This window comes from Streptomyces sp. NPDC048392 (assembly GCF_043200575.1).
Classification (GTDB): Bacteria; Actinomycetota; Actinomycetes; order Streptomycetales; family Streptomycetaceae; genus Streptomyces.
Map to the genome: position 1 here is coordinate 59297 of NZ_JBICYB010000002.1, position 19987 is coordinate 79283.

Consider the following 19987-nt stretch of genomic DNA (forward strand, 5'->3'; position numbering starts at 1 on the left):
CGAGGCGGAAAGCCGGGTTTTCTCCAGCGTCGTCTTCTCGCCGTTGATCGCGTCCAACGCCGTCAGCTACGGTCTCGTCGGCACCGTCGCGGTCATTCAATCCTGGCTGGTCGGCGTGGGTGTCGTCGTCCTCGGCGGTGCGCTGGTCGGCCGATTGCTGCATGAGGAACTCCTACGCCTGACGCCCCCGGAAACGGCGCAGCTGAGAACGGCTCCGCAGCTGGTCAGTTTGCCTGGGCCGCCTGTTGGGCCAGAGTCCGGAGGAGAACCCGTGCGGGCTCCACGGTCCTGTGCGGATGGCCCTAGGAGTAGGCTCAAGTTACCGAGGGCATTCCGTACACCGGCTTCCACGCTCGTGTCGTTTTCGGTGGTTGATGACACCGGGCCGGTGGCAATCGGCCCGGGGGCAGGGCTCGCACCATGACTGCGACCGTTTCCCTCCCGCCGACATCCGAAGACCGGTACACGACCTCGTCTCCGCGTCTGTCGCTGGCTCCCGCAGGTTCCGCACCCGCTTTGCTGGACGGCGCCTGGTGGCCCCGCTCCCGTGATCTCGCGGCGGAACTCCCCTCATTGCTGGCCTTGCTCGATCCGTTGTGGGGGCGGATCACCCGGGTCACCGTGAATCCGGTTCACTGGCCCGTCATTCCGCGCAACGTGCCCGTGGCCGGGCATGTGGTGAAGGTCGGCTGGTTCCTGGCCGAGCAGGACCCGCACGAGCTGTTGCTGCTTTCCTACCGCGTGGGTCGCTGGAACCTGCTGGTGATTCCGCCGTCGACGCCGTCTGCCTCGGCCGCGTGGCTGATGGCCGCCGGGAGCGACCCCCTGGGCACGTCGACCGCGAGCCGGCTCGTGGCGGAGGCGGAAAACCTGCGGACCGCCGCGAAGGACGACCGTGTCTCGGAAGCGGTCTGGAACTCCGAAGGTGGGCACGTGGCCGGTCCTGCCCCGCGTCCACGGATCCCCGGAGCCACCGCCGGCGTACCGAACCAGGCGAAGGGGATGTGACCATCATGGGAATCCTCGTCACCGTGATCGTGCTCTTGGCGGCGATCGCCCTGGGCGCGCTCGTCATCCACCTGCTCAATGCCCAGCACGATGAACGCATCGCCGCCTTCCACTACGGCCACCCCGGCCCGGCTGTTCCGAGACCGGGATCACCCGCTCCGCGGAAGGCGCGCGGTCGGGAGGGAGCGAGCGGGATCGGTACGTCGGGAAACAGGTGATTCTCATGACCGGCTCCGACCCCCCTTCGGCTGCCCGGCACCTGCCGGGTGGCGTTCACGAGGACGTACGGCCCGGATACGCGCTGCTCCGGCCGCGGACCACGGAGTCGCGAGAAGGTGTGCTCGACGGTGCGTGGTGGCCACGGTCGCGCGACGTCCGTGCCGAGCTGCCCGCGCTGGTGGACGCCCTCACCGGCCATGTCGGCCCGATCACGGGTGTCGGACTGGACGCGGCTGCCTGGGACGGGCTCACGACGCGGATCGTCGTGGACGGCCGGGTGGTACACATCGACTCCTTTGCGGTGGGCGATGACACCGTTCTCATCACCCGAGGCGACCGGGACATCTTCTCGCTGCTGGTGGTTCCGCCGGAGACGGCTCCCGAGGCCGCTCGCGCCGCGATGGCTCAGGCCGTCCGGAGCGACAACAGCACCCGGGCGGAACAGATACTCATCGCCACCCGAAGCGCGCCGACGTCGCCGGAGTGAGGCCAGCCGATGATCCAGCAGGACCCGCACCACCCTGGGCACCTCGGCACCCTCAGCAAAACCAATGTGCCCCGGCCGCCCGACGGCCCCTCCCCGGCACGAAAAAGGGCGAGGCCCGAAGACCCCGCCCGACCCCCACGAAATCCCAGCTCAGGGCCACACCAGGCAGTACGGCTGATGCCCCGCCTCGTGCAGCCGGTGCGAGAAATCCTGCCACTCGTGCAGCAGCTGGTACACGTTGAACGCGTCCCGCGGGCCGCCCCGGTCCGGGACCGTCGACCAGATGAAGGCCGCCGCGCCGACCGCCTCCTCGCCGATGCCGCGCAGGGGGTCGACGGCGGTCATCGGGAGCTTCACGACGGCGTAGTCGGGGTGCAGGACGACGAGTTCAAGCGGCGGGACCTTGTGCAGGGGGACGCCCTCGATGCCGGTGAGGACCATCGCGGCCATGGTCTCCGGCTTGATCTTGGTGAACATGCCGTTCATCCCGAGCTCGTCGCCGCCCAGCTCCTCGGGGCGCATCGAGATCGGGACGCGGGCCGCGGTCGCACCGTCGGGTGCGCCGAAGTACTTGTAGGTCACCCCCACCCGACCACCATTCCTGCTCCCCGCCCCCAGCCGGTCGGTCCGCCGCTCGGCCCGGTCGGGCTCGCTCGGTGTGCCGTGTGCCTGACGTGCTTCGGACGCTTCCTCCGCCTCGCGTCGGTGCCTTCCCCGCCGGGCACGTCGAGGACCCAGGTCGTCGGTCCCCTCGCCCAGTCCGCCACCGCGATGCATATCTCCACCCGACTGCTTTTCTAGGACGCGTGGCCCCCGCCGCGCAACCCGATCATCGTGTCAGTGACCTCCCCCACGGCCGCTCGACGAAACGTGCGGCGAAACATATGTCCGCAGGACGCCGGTTGCCGCTGTCCGCGCCGCCCTGGTGAGCTGCGTGGATGGGTTCCAGTCTGGCAGACGGCGCGGCGGTCGGGGCGGTTGTCTACGCTTATGAGGTCACCCTGGGCAACCGAAGGCCGAGCGCGGGCCGAGCCGGGGGCGAGCAGGGTCCGATACATCGGAGAAGGTCGAGAAGGTCGGAGAAGTCGCAGGTCATGAGTGAACTGGCATATCCATACGAAGCACCGGCCTCGCAGGCTCTGTTCGACCGCGCGGCGGCCGTCACGCCCGGCGGCGTCAACTCCCCGGTGCGCGCCTTCGGGGCCGTCGGCGGCACGCCCCGGTTCATGGTGTCCGGCACCGGGCCGTACCTGACCGACGCCGACGGGCGCGAGTACGTCGACCTCGTCTGTTCCTGGGGGCCGATGATCCTCGGGCACGCGCACCCCGAGGTGGTCGCCGCCGTGCAGGAGGCGGTCGCGCGCGGTACGTCGTTCGGCACGCCCGCCGAGGGTGAGGTCGCCCTCGCCGAGGCGATGGTCGAGCGGGTCGCGCCGCTGGAGGAGGTGCGGCTCGTGTCGAGCGGGACCGAGGCCACCATGTCGGCCATCCGGCTCGCCCGAGGCTTCACGCGGCGCACCAAGGTGATCAAGTTCGCCGGGTGCTACCACGGCCACGTCGACTCGCTCCTCGCCGCCGCCGGCTCCGGCGTCGCCACCTTCGCGCTGCCCGACACCCCCGGCGTCACCGGCGCCCAGGCGAGCGACACGATCGTGCTGCCGTACAACGACCTGGAGGCCGTGCACGCCGCCTTCGCCGCCCACCCCGGCGAGATCGCCTGCGTGATCACGGAGGCGTCGCCCGGCAACATGGGCGTCGTGCCGCCGCTGCCCGGCTTCAACCAGGGGCTCAAGGACGCCTGTGCCGCGAACGGCGCCCTGTTCGTGTCCGACGAGGTCATGACCGGGTTCCGCACCAGCCGCGCCGGATGGTACGGCGTCGAGGGCGTCGTCCCCGACCTGATGACCTTCGGCAAGGTCATGGGTGGTGGGTTCCCCGCCGCCGCGTTCGGCGGGCGCGCCGACGTCATGGCGCACCTCGCTCCGGCCGGGCCGGTCTACCAGGCCGGCACCCTCTCCGGGAACCCGGTCGCCACCGCCGCCGGTCTCGCCCAGCTGCGGCTCCTCGACGACGCCGCGTACGAGACCGTCGACGCGGTGTCCGCGCGGATCCGGGGGCTCGTCACCGAGGCGCTCACCAAGGAGGGCGTCGCGCACACGGTGCAGAACGCCTCCAACATGTTCTCCGTGTTCTTCACCGACCGGCCGGTCGTCGATTACGAGGGCGCCCGGGCGCAGGAGTCCTTCCGGTTCACCGCCTTCTTCCACTCCCTCCTCGCGAACGGCGTGTATCTGCCGCCCTCCTCCTTCGAGTCCTGGTTCGTGTCCACCGCCCACGACGAGCGGGCCGTCCAGCGCATCGCCGACGCCCTCCCGGCGGCGGCCCGCGCGGCGGCGGAGGCGACGGCATGAGCCACGACACCGACCAGGACCTGACCGTCGTCCACGTCATGCGGCACGGCGAGGTCGAGAACCCCACCGGCGTCCTCTACGGCCGGCTGCCCGGCTACCACCTCTCCGACCTGGGCCGGCGCATGGCCGACCGGGTCGCCGAGCACCTCGCCCCCCGGGACGTGACGTACGTCGTGGCCTCCCCGCTGGAGAGGGCGCAGGAGACGGCGACGCCGATCGCCAAGACGCACGGGCTCGACCTCGACACCGACGCCCGCCTCATCGAGGCGGAGAACGTCTTCCAGGGCAAGACCTTCGGCATCGGCGACGGCGCGCTGCGCCGCCCCGCCAACTGGAAGTACGTCGTCAACCCCTTCAAGCCGTCCTGGGGGGAGCCTTACGTCGACCAGGTCGTGCGGATGAAGGGCGCGCTGGACGCCGCCCGGGACCGGGCACGCGGGCACGAGGCCGTGATCGTCAGTCATCAGCTGCCGATCTGGATCCTGCGCTCGTACGTCGAGCGGCGGCGGCTGTGGCACGACCCGCGCAAGCGGCAGTGCACGCTGGCCTCCCTGACGACGTTCACGTACCGCGGCGACCGGATCGTCTCCGTCGGCTACACCGAGCCCGCCCGCGACCTCGTCCCGGCCCACCTCCTCGCGGGGGCCAAGCCCGTGAAGGGCCAGGGGAAGGCGTACGGGGCCTGACGGGTGTACGGGGCCTGACGGGCGTACGGCTCGGCGGCCCGTTCCGCCCGTTACCGAATCCGCACAGATTTCCGGAACCCGCTCGTTCGTCGCGTCCTCTCACCTAGTGACCACCCAAGGACGCGACGAACGAGGTTGCGATGCGCACTTCCAACCGCACTCTCACCCGCAGGGGGATACTCGGGCTCGGCGCGGGGGCCGCGGCGGCCGGGATCGCGGGCTGCGGCACCGGTTCCCATCCGTCGTCGGACGGCTCGCACCAGGCCGGCGACTCCACGAAGCCCTCGCCCTCCGCGAGCGGCAGGGCCCCCGCGAAGCCCATAGGCGACGGTTCCACGTCGTACACCGGCAAGCAGCCGCACCAGCCGGACGCCCCCGTGCCGTTGGAACCCGGCCAGACGCCGCCGCAGTTCGTCGTCTTCTCCTGGGACGGCGCGGGCGAGGTCGGCAACGGCCTCTTCCCGCGCTTCCTGGACCTCGCGCGGGAGCACGGCGCGCACATGACGTTCTTCCTCTCGGGCCTGTACCTGCTGCCCGAGTCGAAGAAGCGGCTCTACGACCCCCCGAACAACCCGCGCGGCGCCTCCGACATCGGCTACCTCACCGACGAGCACATCAAGGCGACGCTGAAGAACGTCCGCCGGGCCTGGCTGGACGGCCACGAGATAGGCACCCACTTCAACGGCCACTTCTGCGCCGGCGGCGGCTCGGTCGGCAACTGGACGCCCGCGCAGTGGCGCAGCGAGATCGACCAGGCGAAGTCCTTCGTGAAGGAGTGGCGGACCAACAGCGGCTGGACCGACCTGCCGTCCCTGCCCTTCGACTACGACAAGGAACTCGCCGGCGGACGCACGCCCTGCCTGCTCGGCCAGGACAAGCTGCTGCCCACCGCCCGCGAGCTGGGCTGGCGCTACGACGCCTCCTCGCCCGGCGGCCGTCAGGTGTGGCCGGGGAAGAAGGACGGGATCTGGGACCTGCCGCTGCAGCAGATACCGTTCCCCGGCCACTCCTTCGAGGTGCTCTCGATGGACTACAACATCCTCGCCAACCAGTCGGTCAACTCGACCAAGGCCCCCGCGCACAACTACCCGGGCTGGCGCGAACAGGCCACACAGTCGTACATATCCGGCTTCAAGCGTGCATACGAGACGAACCGGGCGCCCTTCTTCGTCGGCAACCACTTCGAGGAGTGGAACGGCGGCATCTACATGGACGCCGTGGAGAGTGCCCTCAAGCACATCGCCCGGGAGAAGGAGAAGGGCGAGGACATCCGGCTCGTCTCCTTCCGCCAGTTCACCGACTGGCTGGACGTGCAGAAGCCGGAGGTGCTCGACAGGCTGCGGACCGTCGAGGTGGGGCAGCGGCCGGCCGGTGGCTGGAACGCCTTCCTGAAGGGATCCCCGGCCTCCTCGGGAGCACCCGCGAACCCTGTCTGAAATGCCGCCTGAAATGCGGGTTTCCGCCCGTGAGGGGGGCGCGCAAGATCCCCGGAACGGGCATGCGAAACTTTTCACATGAGTGCCGCCAGCCGCGCCCCCCTGCGCTCGAACCGCTCGAACCGCACCGCCGCCCGCGTCCGTGGTCGTGCCGCCCTCGCCGCCGGCGCGGCCGCCGCGGCGCTCCTCGTGTCCGCGTGCGGCTCCGGCGGCACCTCGGGCGGCGGCGGGCAGACGGGCTTCGTCACCGGCGCGGACGGCATCGCCACCGCCGAGAAGGGCGAGCGCGCCGACGCCCCCGAACTGTCCGGCAAGACCGTCGACGGCGGACAGGTCGACGTCGCCGACTACCGGGGCAAGATCGTCGTTCTGAACGTGTGGGGCTCCTGGTGCGGGCCCTGCCGCGCCGAGGCCAAGAACCTGGAGAAGGTCTACAAGGACACCAAGGACCAGGGCGTCCAGTTCGTCGGCATCAACACCCGCGACACCTCCACCGGCCCGGCCCGCTCCTTCGAGGAGGACTACGGGATCACCTACCCGAGTCTGTACGACCCGGCCGGAAAGCTGATGCTGCGCTTCGAGAAGGGCACCCTGAACCCGCAGGCCATCCCCTCGACGCTCGTCATCGACCGGGACGGCAAGATCGCCGCGCGCACCCTCCAGGCACTCAGCGAGGAGAAGCTGCGCAAGATGCTCGCCCCGTACCTCGCGGACGACTCCGGCACGTCGGAGAAGTGACGTGTCCGCCGCGATCACCCTCGCCGAGACGGCGGGCAACAACGGCACGGTGCTCAACGGCGCCCTGCTGGTAGCCCTCCCCATCGCCCTGCTCGGCGGTCTCGTCTCCTTCTTCTCCCCCTGCGTCCTGCCGCTCGTTCCCGGCTACCTCTCCTACGTGACCGGGGTCACCGGCAGCGACCTCGGCGAGGCCCGGCGCGGGCGCATGGTCGCCGGTGCCTCCCTCTTCGTCCTCGGCTTCACCGCCGTCTTCGTCTCCAGCGGCGCGCTCTTCGGCTACTTCGGCCAGACGCTCCAGGAGAACCGGGGCGTGCTGACCGACATCCTGGGCGCGTTCATGATCCTCATGGGCGTCTTCTTCATGGGCCTGATGCCCTGGCTCACCCAGCGCGAGTTCCGTTTCCACAAGAAGCCGGTGAACGGCCTGGTCGGCGCGCCGGTACTCGGCGCCCTGTTCGGCATCGGCTGGACGCCCTGCATCGGCCCGACCCTCTCCTCCGTACTGATCCTCTCCTCCCAGCAGGGCACCGCCGGACGCGGTGCCGTACTGACCGTCGCCTACTGCCTCGGCCTCGGCGTCCCCTTCGTCCTCGCCGCTGTCGCCTTCCGCAAGGCGCTCGGCGCCTTCGGCTGGGTCAAGCGGCACTATGTCTGGGTGATGCGCGTCGGCGGCGTCATGATGATCGCGACCGGCCTGCTGCTCGTGACCGGCGTGTGGGACAGCATCGTGCAGGACATGCAGACCTGGTCCAACGGCTTCATTGTGGGGATCTGACCGATGAGCACCACTTCGAGAACCACCTCCGGCCGGCCCCCGAGGGCCGACGGCGACGACCAGGACCTCGGCGCCGCGGGCTCCCAGCTGTCCACCGCCCCCCAGGAGGAGGCCCCGGGGCTGCCCTCGCTCGGCGCGATCGGCTGGGTCCGCTGGTTCTGGCGCCAGCTCACCTCGATGCGCGTCGCACTGCTCCTCCTCCTGCTGCTGTCACTGGGCGCGATCCCGGGGTCTTTGATCCCGCAGGACGGCATCGACGCGGCGAAGGCCGAGGAGTTCCGCCAGAGCCACGACATCCTCGCGCCGGTCTACGACAAGCTCGGTCTCTTCCACGTCTACAGCTCGGTGTGGTTCTCCGCGATCTACATCCTGCTGTTCGTCTCCCTCATCGGCTGCATCGTCCCGCGCACCTGGCAGTTCGTCGGCCAGCTCCGCGGCCGCCCGCCCGGCGCGCCCCGCCGCCTGAACCGGCTGCCCGCCTACACCACCTGGCGCACCGGGGCCGAGCCCGAGGAGATCCGCGAGGCCGCGCGGGCGCTGCTGAAAAAGCGCCACTTCCGCGCCCACACCGTCGGTGACGCCGTCGCCGCCGAGAAGGGCTACCTCAGGGAGGCCGGCAACCTCGCCTTCCACATCGCGCTGATCGTGATGCTGGTCGCCTTCGCCTGGGGCCAGCTGTTCAAGTACGAGGGCAACAAGCTGATCCTGGAGGGCGACGGCTTCTCCAACACGCTCACCCAGTACGACGACTTCAAGTCCGGGAACCTCTTCGACCAGGACCAGCTCGACCCGTTCAGCTTCTCCCTGAAGGACTTCCGCGGCACCTACGAGCCGACCGGTCCCAACCGCGGCACCCCCCGCGTCTACGAGGCCCGGGTCAGCTACAGCGAGGGCGCCTACGGCGCCGAGAAGACGAAGACCATCGAGGTCAACCAGCCGCTGGAGGTCGACGGTTCCAAGGTCTACCTCGTCAGCCACGGTTACGCGCCCGTCCTCACCGTCAAGGACGCCAAGGGCGACGTCGTGATGGACAAGGAGGCCGTGGCCCTGCTGCCGCTGGACTCCAACGTCACCTCCTCCGGCGCCGTCAAGGTCATGGACGGCTACCGCAACGCCAAGGGCGAGAAGGAGCAGCTCGGCTTCAACGCGTTCTTCCTGCCGACCTACGGCGGCAAGGGCAGCACGATGCTCTCCACCTTCCCGGCACTGATGAACCCGATGCTGGCACTCTCCGCCTATCACGGGGACCTCGGCGTCGACGCGGGCTTCCCGCAGAGCATCTACCAGCTCGACAAGACCAACCTGAAGGAGTTCAAGGACTCCGACGGCAAGCTGTTCAAGAAGCAGCTCAAGGTCGGCGAGACCATGCCCCTCCCGAACGGCGCCGGCTCGGTCACCTTCGACGGCATCCAGGAGTGGGCCGGCTTCCAGGTCACCCAGCAGCCCGCCAGCGGCTGGGCGCTCGGCGGCGCCGTCGTGGCCGTCCTCGGCCTGGCCGGCTCCCTGTTCATCCAGCGCCGCCGTGTCTGGGTGCGGGCCGTGCGCGGCACCGACGGCGTCACCGTCGTCGAGATGGCCGGCCTCGGCCGCAGCGAGTCCGCGAAGGTCCCGGAGGAGCTCGGCGACCTCGCCGGGATCCTCTACGAGCAGGCCCCCGAAACGCCCGACACCCCTGACGCGCCCGACACCCCAGACGCACCGAAGCCCGACGCGCCGAAGAACGACGACGCAACCCCCGATTCCCCCGACACCACCCACGTCGTACCTGCCGAAGGGGCTGAGAAGTGACTCTCGCCGCCGCAACCGAGCTGGCCACCGCGACCAACGAGCATCTCGCGAACGTCAGCAACACGCTGATCTACTCCTCGATGGCCGTCTACACGCTGGCCTTCTTCGCGTACATCGCCGAGTGGCTCTTCGGCAGCCGCAGCAAGGTCGGCCGTACCGCCGCCGCGCTCACCGCCACGAGCGGGACGAAGGAGGCCGAGGCGAAGACCGGCCCGGCCGTCACCGTGAACAAGGCAGGCGGCACCGCCGTACTGGAACGTCCCGCTGTCGTCGTGCGTGCCGCGTCCGGCTCCCGCGACGTGCCCGACGGGCCCGGCGCGCACGGCGGCACCGAGCAGGGCGACCTGTACGGGCGGATCGCCATCTCGCTGACCCTCCTCGCCTTCGCCGTCGAGGCGGGCGGCGTCCTCGCCCGCGCCCTCTCGGTGGAGCGGGCGCCGTGGGGCAACATGTACGAGTTCAACATCACGTTCACGACGGTCGCCGTCGGCGTGTACCTCGCGCTGCTCGTCGCGAAGAAGAACGTCCGCTGGCTGGGCCTGCCCCTGGTCATCACGGTCCTGCTCGACCTCGGTCTCGCCGTCACGGTCCTCTACACCGCCAGTGACCAGCTCGTCCCGGCCCTGCACTCGTACTGGCTGTACATCCACGTCTCCACGGCGATCTTCTGCGGGGCGGTCTTCTACGTCGGCGCGGTCGCCACGATCCTGTACCTCTTCAAGGACAGCTTTGAGAACAAGCTCGCCACCGGCGGCAAGCCCGGCCGCTTCGCCAACTCCGTCCTGGACCGGCTGCCCGCCGCCGCGTCCCTCGACAAGTTCGCCTACCGCGTCAACGCCGCCGTCTTCCCGCTGTGGACGTTCACGATCATCGCGGGCGCCATCTGGGCGGGCGACGCCTGGGGCCGCTACTGGGGCTGGGACCCCAAGGAGACCTGGTCCTTCATCACCTGGGTCGCCTACGCCTGCTACCTGCACGCCCGCGCCACGGCCGGCTGGAAGGGCCGCAAGGCCGCCTACCTCGCCCTGGTCGCCTTCGGCTGCTGGCTGTTCAACTACTACGGCGTCAACATCTTCGTCTCCGGCAAGCACTCCTACGCGGACGTCGGCCTCGGCGCCCTCCGGTCCGTCGGCTTCTGATCCGGCGGTTCTGATCCGGCGACGGAAGCCCCGGGCGGGGTTCCACGCCTGCCGGGGCGCGGGAGGCGGCCCACAGACGGCCCACAGGCGGGCGGCCACGGCGGCGTCCGCCGGGTGGGCCGGGACCGCTCCGGAGCGCGGGGCACCGCGCGGACCGAAGAACCCCGGCCCTGCAACCGCCCGCCCTCAACCGGCGGGTCGGGGACGGCCCTGTACGAGCGGCCACACCCCGGCCTCCCTGCGCCGCTCCGGCAGCGCGGCGGTCCGCTACGGGCGGCCGGGCCGGGTCGCCGCCGCGTGGGAACGGGCGACGTCCGTGACGATGTCCCGCAGCCGCTCGACGTACAGCCGCAGGTTCTTGTGCGCGACGTCGGTGTCCGGATACCGGCTCGCGAACCACAGGCCCTCCGGGAGCCGGGTGACCCACGCGCACACCTGGTCGCCGTACGAGACCCGGAGCAGCGCGTACGCCGCCTGGTCCGGCCAGTGGCCGGCGCCGGGGACGTCGCGGGCGTCGACGTACGACACGATCGAGTACAGGTCGGGCGAGGTCGGCCGGAAGTCCGTGCCGAGCAGGCGCAGCACGCGGTCGATCGGCATGCGGGACAGCCGCCGGTTGGCCTGGAGTTCGGCGCGGACGGTGCCGAGGGCACCGCGGAAGTCGCGGGCCCGGTCCACCGGGACCTCGATCGGGGCGCCGCCCACGTACCAGCCGACGGACTCCGACCACTGGGACCGCGAACGGGTGTGGAAGGGCACGACCGTGCGGTACACGGGCTCGCCCCCGATCTCGTGGACGATCAGCGCGGTCGCGGCCAGCACGCCGACCAGGCTGCCGCCGAAGGGGCGGCAGTACGCCTCGAAGGCGGCGGCGTCGGCCGCGTCCACCAGGGGCTCGCGCAGCAGCCGCTGTTCGGGCAGCGCGCCGCCCGGCTCCACCCCGAGGTCGACCGGGAAGGACGGCAGCCGGCCGTCGCAGCGCCGGATGAACTCCCGCCAGCGGGCGACGATGTCGTGGTCGCCGTCGATCCGGTCCGCGTCCGCCCGCTCGGCCTGGCAGAAGTCGACGTAGGAACCGACCCGCGGGTGCGGCACGGTCCGCCCCGCCGCACCGGCGGCGTACAACTCGTGGACCTCGGCCGGGATGCGGTAGATGGAGTAGGCGTCGACGTTGCTGTGGTCGAAGGCCATGTAGACGCCGACCCCGTCGTCGCGGACGACCGCCGTGTAGATGAGGTTGGGCCAGCGCAGCGCGTCCGCGCCCCGGTCGAAACGGTCCTGGAGATGCCGGGCGAGGGCCGTGGCGTCCGGGAAGTCACCGACGTCCTCGCGGTGCAGGGACACGGCGTCCGCGTCGAGGGTGAACCGCCGCATGGCATCCCCGTCCGCCCCTCCCCACCGGAAGCCGCTGCGCAGCGTCTCGTGCCGCAGGGTCCAGGCGCGCAGGGCCTCCTGGAGGACGTCGAGGTCGACCGGGCCGGGGATGTCGAAGGCCGCGCCGAGCCAGGTCGGTACGAAGAGGCCGTCCTCGCGCACCGACCGGGCCGTCCGGATGTGCGACTCCTGGATGTACGCCGGCGGTCGCGTGTCCTCGGGCAGCGCCGCCGCGATGTCGAGCGTCCTGGGACTGAGCGTCCACTCGACGAGGCGCCCGGGCCGGATCTCGCAGCGTTGGATATCGGTCATTCGCACGAGGGGTCTCCGTTCGCAGATGTACAGACCCGACCAAGAGAATGCCGTCTCCGTGACCGCGCACCCGCTGTGTCGACACTGTTCAACGGAACGGATGGCTCCTCGAACGCCGATACGATCTCCCGGCCCGGCCCCTCTTCACCCTTTTCCTCCGCACCCTTCACGCCAGATACGTGTGCAGGGCACCGGCCCCCGCCAGCATCGCCCGCGTCCGTGCGGTCAGGACGTGTCCGCGTGCCTCGACCGCGGCCCGCGACGCCTCGCCGCTGCCCTCGCGCCGCAGGTCGTCGAGTACGGGCCGGATGCGGTCGAAGAGGTGGTGACCGCGGCGCAACGTGTGCACCACCCGCGCGTCCCGCACGTCGGCGGGACCGTACAGGCGGTACCCGGTCCCGCGTTCCCGCCCCGGGGTGAGCAGCCCCGCCGCCTCCCACACCCGCAGCGCGGACGTCCGTACGCCGATCAGCGCGGCCACCTCGCCGATGCGCAGTCCGTCACCGGCACGGGCCGGTGCCGCGACGGCGTCCCGTCCGGCCAGCGCCCCGAGCGCCTCGCCCGCGGCCCGCAGCGAGACGCGCTCCTCGTGCAGCGCGGCGTGCGCGGCGTCGACGAGCGCCAGGGCACCGGCCACGTCCCCGTCGTGCACGGCCCGCATGACCCGCGTCGCCGTCACCGGCCCGTACCCCGGCCGCAGCGCCCGGTACGTCAGCAGCGCGTCCCGGTGCCGCTCGCCGAACACCCGGTACCCGGCCTCGGTCCGCCGGGCCGGGGGCAGGACACCCGCGTCCTCGTAGTTACGGACCTGCTGCGTCGAGAGCCCGACCGCGCGGGCCAGATCGACGGTACGGAAACGGCGCTCGTCGTCCCTCATCGGGTCGTGCTTCCTCGGGTCGTCCCTCATCGGGTCGTGCTTCCTGGGGTCGTGCTTCCCGCGGTCGTTTCTCATCGGGTCGCTCATCATCGGGCGGCAGCCCGTGCGGGGCCGCGATGCGGGGTCAGCGGACGCGGTCGCACCCGGGGTCGGCCGCCCCACGAAGGGCGGTGTCCGCCACGTCCGCGAGGAGGCGGTAGTACTCCGCGGGCCTGGACGCGAAGTCGACCCGCGCGGAAAGCCCTTCCGGATCGCCGTCCGCCGCTCTCAGCAGCTCGACCGATGCCTGCGTCAACTGCTCGGCCACGCCGTCCCGCTCGGCCTCGTCCAGCAGCTTGCGCAGCTCGGCCACGGCCATCGGCACCCATCGGCGTTGCTCACGTCCCGCGAGCAGCATCTGCCTCCATCCGGCCGCGGGTGCGGCGTCGGCCAGTCCTTCCTCCAGCGTCGCGGCCAGCCGGTCGCCCGTCTCCGCCGCGATCCGCGCCGCCTGTCCGGCATCCACCAGTACCCGCAGTGCGTGGAGCAGCGCCACGGTGCGCGCGTCCGGCCGGTCCGCGTCCAGCCGTACCGTCGTGTCCTGGCGCACCTCGTGGGCCACCCGTCCCGCGGCCGCCCACACCCTCTCGGCCTCGCGCCGTCCCAAGCCGGAGGCGTGCGCCACACCCCACGATCCCGCTTCGCGTACATCCTGGACGCTGCGGAGGCCCTTGCGCTCCAGTCCCCTCACGGCCCGGCGATCTTTCGCGGCCACCGGCAGCCCGGCGACCGGCATCCGGCCGAGTCGTTCGCTCACCAGCTCCTCGTGCAACGGTGCCCACGCCTTCCGCACCGCGTCCACGGCTCGCGCGTGGTCCTTCGCCGTTCGGGCCGCGGTCTCCCTCAGCCGCTCCGCCCTGCGGAGGACGGCCGGGTTCATGCCGCTCAGCCGGGACAGCGAGCGGATGTTCCCGCCGATGAGGCCGACGATCGTCAGGAGCAGGCCGACCGCCAGCAGTTGGTCGGACACGTTGATCGACTCGCCGGTGCCCTCGTCCTCGTCCAGTGAGTGCAACTCGCCCTTGCGGGGGCCCTCGGCGAGGACGAAACCCGACTCCCAACCGAGGTTGGTACCCGGTTCGTAGTCCGGTGCCTTCAGTGCGGGATCCCGCTCCGGATCGCACCGGTACGGCCCCGCGCGCTCGCCGGCACCGAACGGATCGGCCCACCGGACCGTGCACGTCCCGTCGGGATCCTCACGCAGGACGGTCAGGCCGACCTGCTTCAACTCGGGGTAATCCGGCGTCGCCAGGTATACGCCCACCGAACAGCCGATCAGGACCAAGTCCAGTGCGACGACCCACCGGAAGAAGGGTACGTGCGTCATCCCGGTCCCCCTGACCACCGTGCGGCGCGGCTCGTGCCGCCGGTCAAGTGTGTCCGCGCCCCGCCACGTCGACAAGGACGGGAACCGGCAGTCGCACCACCGCGTCGGCTGCCGGAACCACGACAGAGGCCCTGGGCCGCGGCGGGGGAAGCCGCGGCCCGGGACCGGTCTGTGGGGCGGGCCGCTAGCAGGCGTTCGCGGCGCGGTGGGTGACCTTCTGGATGGCCTTCGGGGCGAGGTCGGGGCGGTCGGTGTGGATGTGGTGCCGCTGGCCCCGGCGGCGGCCGTCGGGTTTGCCGTCATGCAGACCAGCGCGACCGGGATCCACCCGCGCCTCGGGGACCGCAGGGTGGTCGCCCTCAACCTCACCCTCCTGGCCATCGCCGCCGCCACCGTCCCCCTGGCCTTCGCCACGACCTGGCTGTGACCCGACGCGGGTGAGCACCGGTGGTTCGGCGGGCGCCCGTCAGTCGCGCGGCAGGGTGCGCCGGGCCGCGTCCATGAGCCGGTCCGCGAGATCCGCGACGAGACCGCGCAGCTCGTCCGGCCGCTCGACGACGAACGGGCGGTCCAGCGAGGCGAGTACGCCCGGCAGCCAGTCCAGCCGTTCGGCACGGATCTCGACCCGGCACCAGGGCTCACCCCCGGTCCCCGCAGCGGTCCCGGTCCGCGCAGCGGTCCCGGCCCCAGCAGGGGTCCCGGCATCCGGAGCTGTTCCCGTGTCCGGAGTGGCCCCGGTCCCCGGAGTGGCCCCGGCCTCCGTGGCGCTCCCGGTCCCCGGAGCGGTCCCCGGAGGAGCCCCGCTGTCCGGAGCGGTCCCGGCCCCCGGAGTGGCCCCGGCCCCCGGAGTGGCCCCGGTCTCCGGAGCGGCCCCGGCCCCCGCAGCGCCCCCGGCCTCCGTGGCGCCGCCGGTTCCGGTCGGCTCCGCGGACACGATCGCCACGCTGCCCGGCAGCAGGGCGCGGATCTCCTCGGCCGCCCCCTGGACCCGCACGGTCACCGCGTGCCGGTACGGGGCGGTGGCCAGCGCCGTCAGTACGCGCTCCGCCGGACCGGGTCCGGGCGGGGGTCCGAAGGTGCCGGGCAGGACCCGCGCCCCGGTGATGCGGTCCAGCCGGAACGTCCGCTCCGCACCGGCCGAGAGGTCCCGGCCCGTCACGTACCACCTGCCCGCGTGCGCGACGAGCCCGTAGGGGTAGACGGTGCGTTCGCCCTCCCCGCCGCTGCCGCCGGTGTACCGGATCGACACCGGCCGGTGATGGCGCACCGCGTCGGCGACCGGGAGCAGGACGGCGGCCTCGGGGACGGCCGGCTCGGCCGGCGGGGCCGTGAAGGCCACGGCGCCGAGCACCGCGTCCAGGCGGCGGCGCATGCGCTCCGGCAGCACCCGCCTGACCTTCGCCGCGGCCGTCTCGCCCGCTGTCCCACCCGCCGCCGTGGTCAGACCGGTCCGCCGCCCGGCGACCAGGCCCAGCAGTACGGCCAGTGCCTCGTCGTCGGTCAGCATGAGCGGGGGCATGCGGTGGCCGGGGGCGAGCCGGTAGCCGCCGTGACGGCCGCGGACCGACTCCACCGGGACGTCCAGGTCGACGAGGTGGTCGACGTAGCGGCGCACCGTGCGCTCGCCGACGCCGAGCCGGTCGGCGAGTTCGGCCACGGTCCGCACACCGCCCGCCTGGAGCAGTTCGAGCAGGGTGAGCACGCGGGACACGGGACGGGACATGCCTCAAGTCTGCCGCTGATACCGGTCGGAAAGTGACCGGTATCGCTCGTAACGTGCGAGGACAGCAGCGACCGAACAGGAGCGAACCCATGAACCTCGTCTCTCTCCGCGTCATCACGGGCGACGTCCCCCGCCTCGTCGACTTCTACGAGCGCGCCACCGGAGTCCGCGCCACCTGGGCCACCGAGGACTTCGCGGAACTGCGCACCGCCGCCGGCACCCTCGCGATCGGCGGCACCCGCACCGTGCCGCTCTTCGCCCCCGGCTGCGCCCACCCGGCCGACAACCGCAGCGTGATCATCGAGTTCCTCGTCGACGACGTGGACGCCGTGCACCGGAACCTCCGGAACCTGACCGGCTTCGCCGCGGACTTCGTCAGGGAACCGACGACCATGCCGTGGGGCAACCGCGCGCTCCTGTTCCGCGACCCCGACGGAAACCTGGTGAACTTCTTCACCCCGGTCACCCCGGCCGCCATCGAGAAGTTCGCCGAAGCGGCCTTGCCGCCCCCCGGCCCCCTCGGACGCCGGTCCCTCGACGAGGCCGCGGGCCGGGACGCGCGGGACACGCCGCAGGGCACGACGGCACCGCGACCGGTGTCGCCCGGCGGGCCGACGGGGGAGGTGCCGCCGTCGACGGGACCGGCAGCCGGATCGTGACCGACGGCCCGGCCCGGCCCGGCTGACCGGCGTCTGCGACGGCCCGGCCAGCCCACCGCGTCCGTACGTCACCGGCGTCAGGAGGCGGCCGTCGAGGACACCGGCCCCCTCCCGGCCACCGGCGTCTTCATGACCGGGCCGCGCCCCCTGCGACGGGCAGCCCCGAGGCTTCCTCCCCCGGCCGTCCTAGCTAGTCCTTGCCCTTGTCCTTGTCCTCGTCCCCGTCCTTCTCCAGGGACTTCAGGAAGTCGGGGTTGTCGTCCGGCGCCACCCACTGCCGCCGCCCGCCGCCCTGCGCGGGCGAGGTGCCGGCCGGCTGCCGCTTCTTGCCGGCGATGATCCAGGAGATCGAGCCGACCAGCGGGAAGAGCAGCACGAGGATCGCCCACAGCGGCTTGGGCATGTGGCGGATGTCCGCGTCCTTGGTGCTGATGCAGTCGATGAACGCGTAGACGCTCAACGCCAGGGGCACGAGGAACATCAGCACCCGGAGCATGGGGCCTCTCCAGCTCAAGCGAGGGGTGGGGACGCGTCACGGCCCCCAGGTACAGGGCCAGGGTAGCCGCTCGGGGATACTGGACGGCATGGCTTACGACGATCTTCGCTCTCTGCTCAGGGCGCTGGAGCGCGAGGGCGACCTCAAGCGCATCAAGGCCGAGGTGGACCCGTACCTGGAGGTCGGGGAGATCGTCGACCGGGTGAACAAGGCCGGGGGTCCCGCCCTGCTCTTCGAGAACGTGAAGGGCTCCGCCATGCCCCTCGCGATGAACGTCTTCGGCACCGACCGCCGCCTGCTCAAGGCCCTCGGCCTCAAGTCGTACTCCGACATCTCCGACAGGATCGGCGGGCTGCTGCGCCCCGAGCTGCCGCAGGGCTTCGTCGGCATGCGCGAGGCCTTCGGCAAGCTCGGCGCGATGACGCACGTACCTCCGAAGAAGGTCAAGGGCGACAGCGCGCCCGTCCAGGAGGTCGTGCTCCACGGCGACGACGTGGACCTGGACCGGTTCCCCGCGCTCTTCACCTGGCCGGACGACGGCGGTTCCTTCTTCAACCTGGGCCTCACCCACACCAAGGACCCGGAGACGGGCATCCGCAATCTCGGCCTCTACCGGTTGCAGCGCCACGACAGGCGCACCATCGGCATGCACTGGCAGATCCACAAGGACAGCCGCAACCACTACCAGGTCGCCGCCCGGCGCGGTGAGCGGCTGCCGGTCGCCATCGCCTTCGGCTGCCCGCCCGCCGTGACGTACGCCTCCACCGCTCCACTGCCCGGCGACATCGACGAGTACCTGTTCGCCGGGTTCGTGCAGGGCAGGCGGATCGAGATGGTCGACTGCAAGACGGTCCCGCTCCAGGTCCCGGCGCGGGCGGAGGTCGTCGTCGAGGGCTGGCTGGAGCCCGGTGAGATGCTCCCCGAGGGCCCGTTCGGCGACCACACCGGCTTCTACACCCCGCAGGAGCCCTTCCCCGCCCTGACGATCGACTGTGTGACGATGCGGAAGCGTCCGCTGCTCCAGTCGATCGTGGTCGGCCGCCCGCCGACGGAGGACGGCCCGCTGGGCCGGGCCACGGAGCGCTTCTTCCTCCCGCTCCTCAAGATCATCGTGCCGGACATCGTGGACTACCACCTCCCCGAGGCCGGCGGCTTCCACAACTGCGCGATCGTCTCGATCGACAAGAAGTACCCCAAACACGCCCAGAAGGTCATGCACGCCGTCTGGGGCGCGCACATGATGTCCCTGACCAAGCTGATCGTGGTCGTCGACTCCGACTGCGACGTCCACGACCTGCACGAGGTCGCCTGGCGGGCGCTCGGCAACACCGACTACGCCCGCGACCTCACCGTCGTCGAAGGCCCGGTCGACCACCTCGACCACGCCTCCTACCAGCAGTTCTGGGGCGGCAAGGCGGGCATCGACGCCACGAGGAAGCTGCCCGAGGAGGGGTACACGCGCGACGGGGGCTGGCCGGACATGGTGCTGTCCGACCCGGATACGGCGGCGAAGGTCGACCGCCGCTGGAAGGAGTACGGACTGTGACGTCGGCTTCCGCCGCCCTGCCGCAGCAGCCGGGGCGCACCAAGGCGTTCCTGCGCCTGGTGATGATCGAGCACTCGGTCTTCGCGCTGCCCTTCGCCTACATCGCGGCGCTGACCGCGATGTACGACTGGGACGGGAACATCCACTGGGGCCGGCTGCTCCTGGTCACCGTCGCCATGGTCGGTCTGCGCACCTTCGCCATGGCGGTCAACCGGATCATCGACCGCGAGATCGACGCCCGCAACCCGCGCACCGCCCACCGCGAACTGGTCACCGGCGCCATGTCGGTCAGGCACGCCTGGACCGGCGCGCTCGTCGCCCTGGTGGTCTTCCTGGGCGCGGCGGCCCTGCTCAACCCGCTGTGCCTGGCCCTCGCCCCCGTCGCGGTGATTCCGATGGTGGTCTATCCCTACGGCAAGAGGTTCACGAACTTCCCGCAGGCCATCCTGGGTCTCGCGCAGGCGATGGGCCCGATCGGCGGCTGGCTGGCGGTCTCGGGCAGCTGGTCCTGGGAGGCCGTGATCCTGGGCCTCGCGGTCGGCATCTGGATCGGCGGCTTCGACCTGATCTACGCCTGCCAGGACGTCGAGACCGACCGGCGGGTCGGCGTGAAGTCGGTCCCGGCCCGCTTCGGCGTCCCCGCCGCGATCTGGGGCGCGCGGGTCTGCCACACCGTCACCACCGCCCTGTTCGTCTGGTACGCCCTCGCCACCGACGCCGGTGCCTTCTTCTGGCTCGGCCTGGTGATCGTCGCGGGCGCGTTCCTCTACGAGCACACCCTCGTGCGCCCCACCGACCTGACCCGCCTCAACAGGGCGTTCTTCAGCGTCAACGGCTTCATCGGCATCGCCCTGTTCGTGTGCGCGCTGCTGGATCTGCTGGTGCGGGGCCTCACGGTCTGAAAAGCCTGAGCCTGCGACTACGCTCGACATCATGAAGCCAGGACA

Annotated in this window: 19 protein-coding genes and 2 pseudogenes; 15 read left to right on the forward strand and 6 right to left on the reverse strand. The window is 71.5% G+C overall.

Features of this window, described 5'->3' with window-relative positions; all coding sequences use genetic code 11:
• Positions 1-13 precede the first annotated feature (13 nt).
• The 4 genes and pseudogenes from ACGFYH_RS04050 to ACGFYH_RS04065 all read left to right on the forward strand — a co-directional run.
• Positions 14-206: pseudogene (locus ACGFYH_RS04050) on the forward strand (ribonuclease BN); the annotation flags it as partial.
• Between the two features lie 214 nt (positions 207-420).
• On the forward strand, positions 421-1008 hold the full coding sequence (locus ACGFYH_RS04055; protein ID WP_393801574.1) for a DUF5994 family protein: 588 nt from the start codon (positions 421-423) through the stop codon (positions 1006-1008).
• Positions 1009-1013: 5 nt separating this feature from the next.
• Complete coding sequence (locus ACGFYH_RS04060) at positions 1014-1226, forward strand: hypothetical protein (protein WP_393801575.1); 213 nt, start codon at positions 1014-1016, stop codon at positions 1224-1226.
• A 5-nt stretch (positions 1227-1231) separates the two neighbouring features.
• Entirely contained in the window at positions 1232-1714 is a 483-nt protein-coding gene (locus ACGFYH_RS04065; protein ID WP_393801576.1) for a DUF5994 family protein, read from the forward strand.
• A gap of 150 nt (positions 1715-1864) precedes the next feature.
• On the opposite strand, the gene ACGFYH_RS04070 is transcribed toward ACGFYH_RS04065, so the two are convergent.
• Entirely contained in the window at positions 1865-2491 is a 627-nt protein-coding gene (locus ACGFYH_RS04070; protein WP_393801577.1) for a hypothetical protein, read from the reverse strand.
• A 317-nt stretch (positions 2492-2808) separates the two neighbouring features.
• On the opposite strand from ACGFYH_RS04070, the gene hemL reads away from it, so the two are divergent.
• The 7 genes from hemL to ccsB all read left to right on the forward strand — a co-directional run bounded on the left by hemL (position 2809) and on the right by ccsB (position 10687).
• Positions 2809-4125, forward strand: coding sequence for a glutamate-1-semialdehyde 2,1-aminomutase (hemL, locus tag ACGFYH_RS04075; protein ID WP_393801578.1), 1317 nt, complete (start codon positions 2809-2811; stop codon positions 4123-4125).
• The gene (locus tag ACGFYH_RS04080) at positions 4122-4811 is read left to right on the forward strand and encodes a histidine phosphatase family protein (protein ID WP_393801579.1); all 690 of its coding nucleotides are present in this window, start codon (positions 4122-4124) and stop codon (positions 4809-4811) included. The genes hemL and ACGFYH_RS04080 overlap by 4 nt, the downstream gene beginning before the upstream one ends.
• Positions 4812-4951: 140 nt before the next feature.
• A complete protein-coding gene (locus tag ACGFYH_RS04085) occupies positions 4952-6247 on the forward strand; it encodes a hypothetical protein (RefSeq protein WP_393801580.1) in 1296 nt (431 codons plus the stop codon).
• Positions 6248-6325: 78 nt separating this feature from the next.
• Positions 6326-6985 carry a TlpA family protein disulfide reductase gene (locus tag ACGFYH_RS04090; protein WP_393801581.1) on the forward strand — a complete coding sequence of 220 codons (660 nt, stop codon included), beginning with the start codon at positions 6326-6328 and terminating at the stop codon, positions 6983-6985.
• Between the two features lies 1 nt (position 6986).
• Positions 6987-7760, forward strand: a complete 774-nt coding sequence (locus ACGFYH_RS04095) for a cytochrome c biogenesis CcdA family protein (protein ID WP_393801582.1) — start codon at positions 6987-6989, stop codon at positions 7758-7760.
• A 3-nt stretch (positions 7761-7763) separates the two neighbouring features.
• Entirely contained in the window at positions 7764-9548 is a 1785-nt protein-coding gene (locus ACGFYH_RS04100; protein WP_393801583.1) for a cytochrome c biogenesis protein ResB, read from the forward strand.
• Positions 9545-10687, forward strand: coding sequence for a c-type cytochrome biogenesis protein CcsB (ccsB, locus tag ACGFYH_RS04105; RefSeq protein ID WP_393801584.1), 1143 nt, complete (start codon positions 9545-9547; stop codon positions 10685-10687). Before ACGFYH_RS04100 ends, ccsB begins: the two co-directional genes overlap by 4 nt.
• Before the next feature lie 267 nt (positions 10688-10954).
• On the opposite strand, the gene ACGFYH_RS04110 is transcribed toward ccsB, so the two are convergent.
• The 3 genes from ACGFYH_RS04110 to ACGFYH_RS04120 all read right to left on the reverse strand — a co-directional run bounded on the left by ACGFYH_RS04110 (position 10955) and on the right by ACGFYH_RS04120 (position 14616).
• Positions 10955-12379, reverse strand: a complete 1425-nt coding sequence (locus ACGFYH_RS04110) for a condensation domain-containing protein (RefSeq protein WP_393801585.1) — start codon at positions 12377-12379, stop codon at positions 10955-10957.
• A gap of 160 nt (positions 12380-12539) precedes the next feature.
• The gene (locus tag ACGFYH_RS04115; protein WP_393801939.1) at positions 12540-13250 is read right to left on the reverse strand and encodes a MerR family transcriptional regulator; all 711 of its coding nucleotides are present in this window, start codon (positions 13248-13250) and stop codon (positions 12540-12542) included.
• Between the two features lie 124 nt (positions 13251-13374).
• The gene (locus tag ACGFYH_RS04120; RefSeq protein ID WP_393801586.1) at positions 13375-14616 is read right to left on the reverse strand and encodes a hypothetical protein; all 1242 of its coding nucleotides are present in this window, start codon (positions 14614-14616) and stop codon (positions 13375-13377) included.
• A gap of 205 nt (positions 14617-14821) precedes the next feature.
• Here ACGFYH_RS04120 and ACGFYH_RS04125 point away from each other — a divergent pair, with 205 nt between their 5' ends.
• Complete coding sequence (locus ACGFYH_RS04125; RefSeq protein WP_393801587.1) at positions 14822-15043, forward strand: DoxX family protein; 222 nt, start codon at positions 14822-14824, stop codon at positions 15041-15043.
• 39 nt (positions 15044-15082) lie between these two features.
• Here the strand turns inward: ACGFYH_RS04125 and ACGFYH_RS04130 are convergent, their stop codons facing one another.
• A complete protein-coding gene (locus tag ACGFYH_RS04130; RefSeq protein WP_393801588.1) occupies positions 15083-16339 on the reverse strand; it encodes a helix-turn-helix transcriptional regulator in 1257 nt (418 codons plus the stop codon).
• Positions 16340-16428: 89 nt separating this feature from the next.
• On the opposite strand from ACGFYH_RS04130, the pseudogene ACGFYH_RS04135 reads away from it, so the two are divergent.
• Positions 16429-16830 (forward strand): annotated as a pseudogene (locus tag ACGFYH_RS04135) (VOC family protein); the annotation flags it as partial.
• 358 nt (positions 16831-17188) lie between these two features.
• Here the strand turns inward: ACGFYH_RS04135 and ACGFYH_RS04140 are convergent.
• Positions 17189-17494: a PLD nuclease N-terminal domain-containing protein gene (locus tag ACGFYH_RS04140; RefSeq protein WP_393801589.1), complete on the reverse strand. Its 306-nt coding sequence runs from the start codon at positions 17492-17494 to the stop codon at positions 17189-17191.
• An 88-nt stretch (positions 17495-17582) separates the two neighbouring features.
• On the opposite strand from ACGFYH_RS04140, the gene ACGFYH_RS04145 reads away from it, so the two are divergent.
• Together ACGFYH_RS04145 and mqnP are read left to right on the forward strand one after the other, a co-directional pair.
• Positions 17583-19040: a menaquinone biosynthesis decarboxylase gene (locus ACGFYH_RS04145; protein ID WP_393801590.1), complete on the forward strand. Its 1458-nt coding sequence runs from the start codon at positions 17583-17585 to the stop codon at positions 19038-19040.
• Positions 19037-19942: a menaquinone biosynthesis prenyltransferase MqnP gene (mqnP, locus tag ACGFYH_RS04150; protein ID WP_393801591.1), complete on the forward strand. Its 906-nt coding sequence runs from the start codon at positions 19037-19039 to the stop codon at positions 19940-19942. Before ACGFYH_RS04145 ends, mqnP begins: the two co-directional genes overlap by 4 nt.
• The last annotated feature ends 45 nt before the right edge of the window (positions 19943-19987 follow it).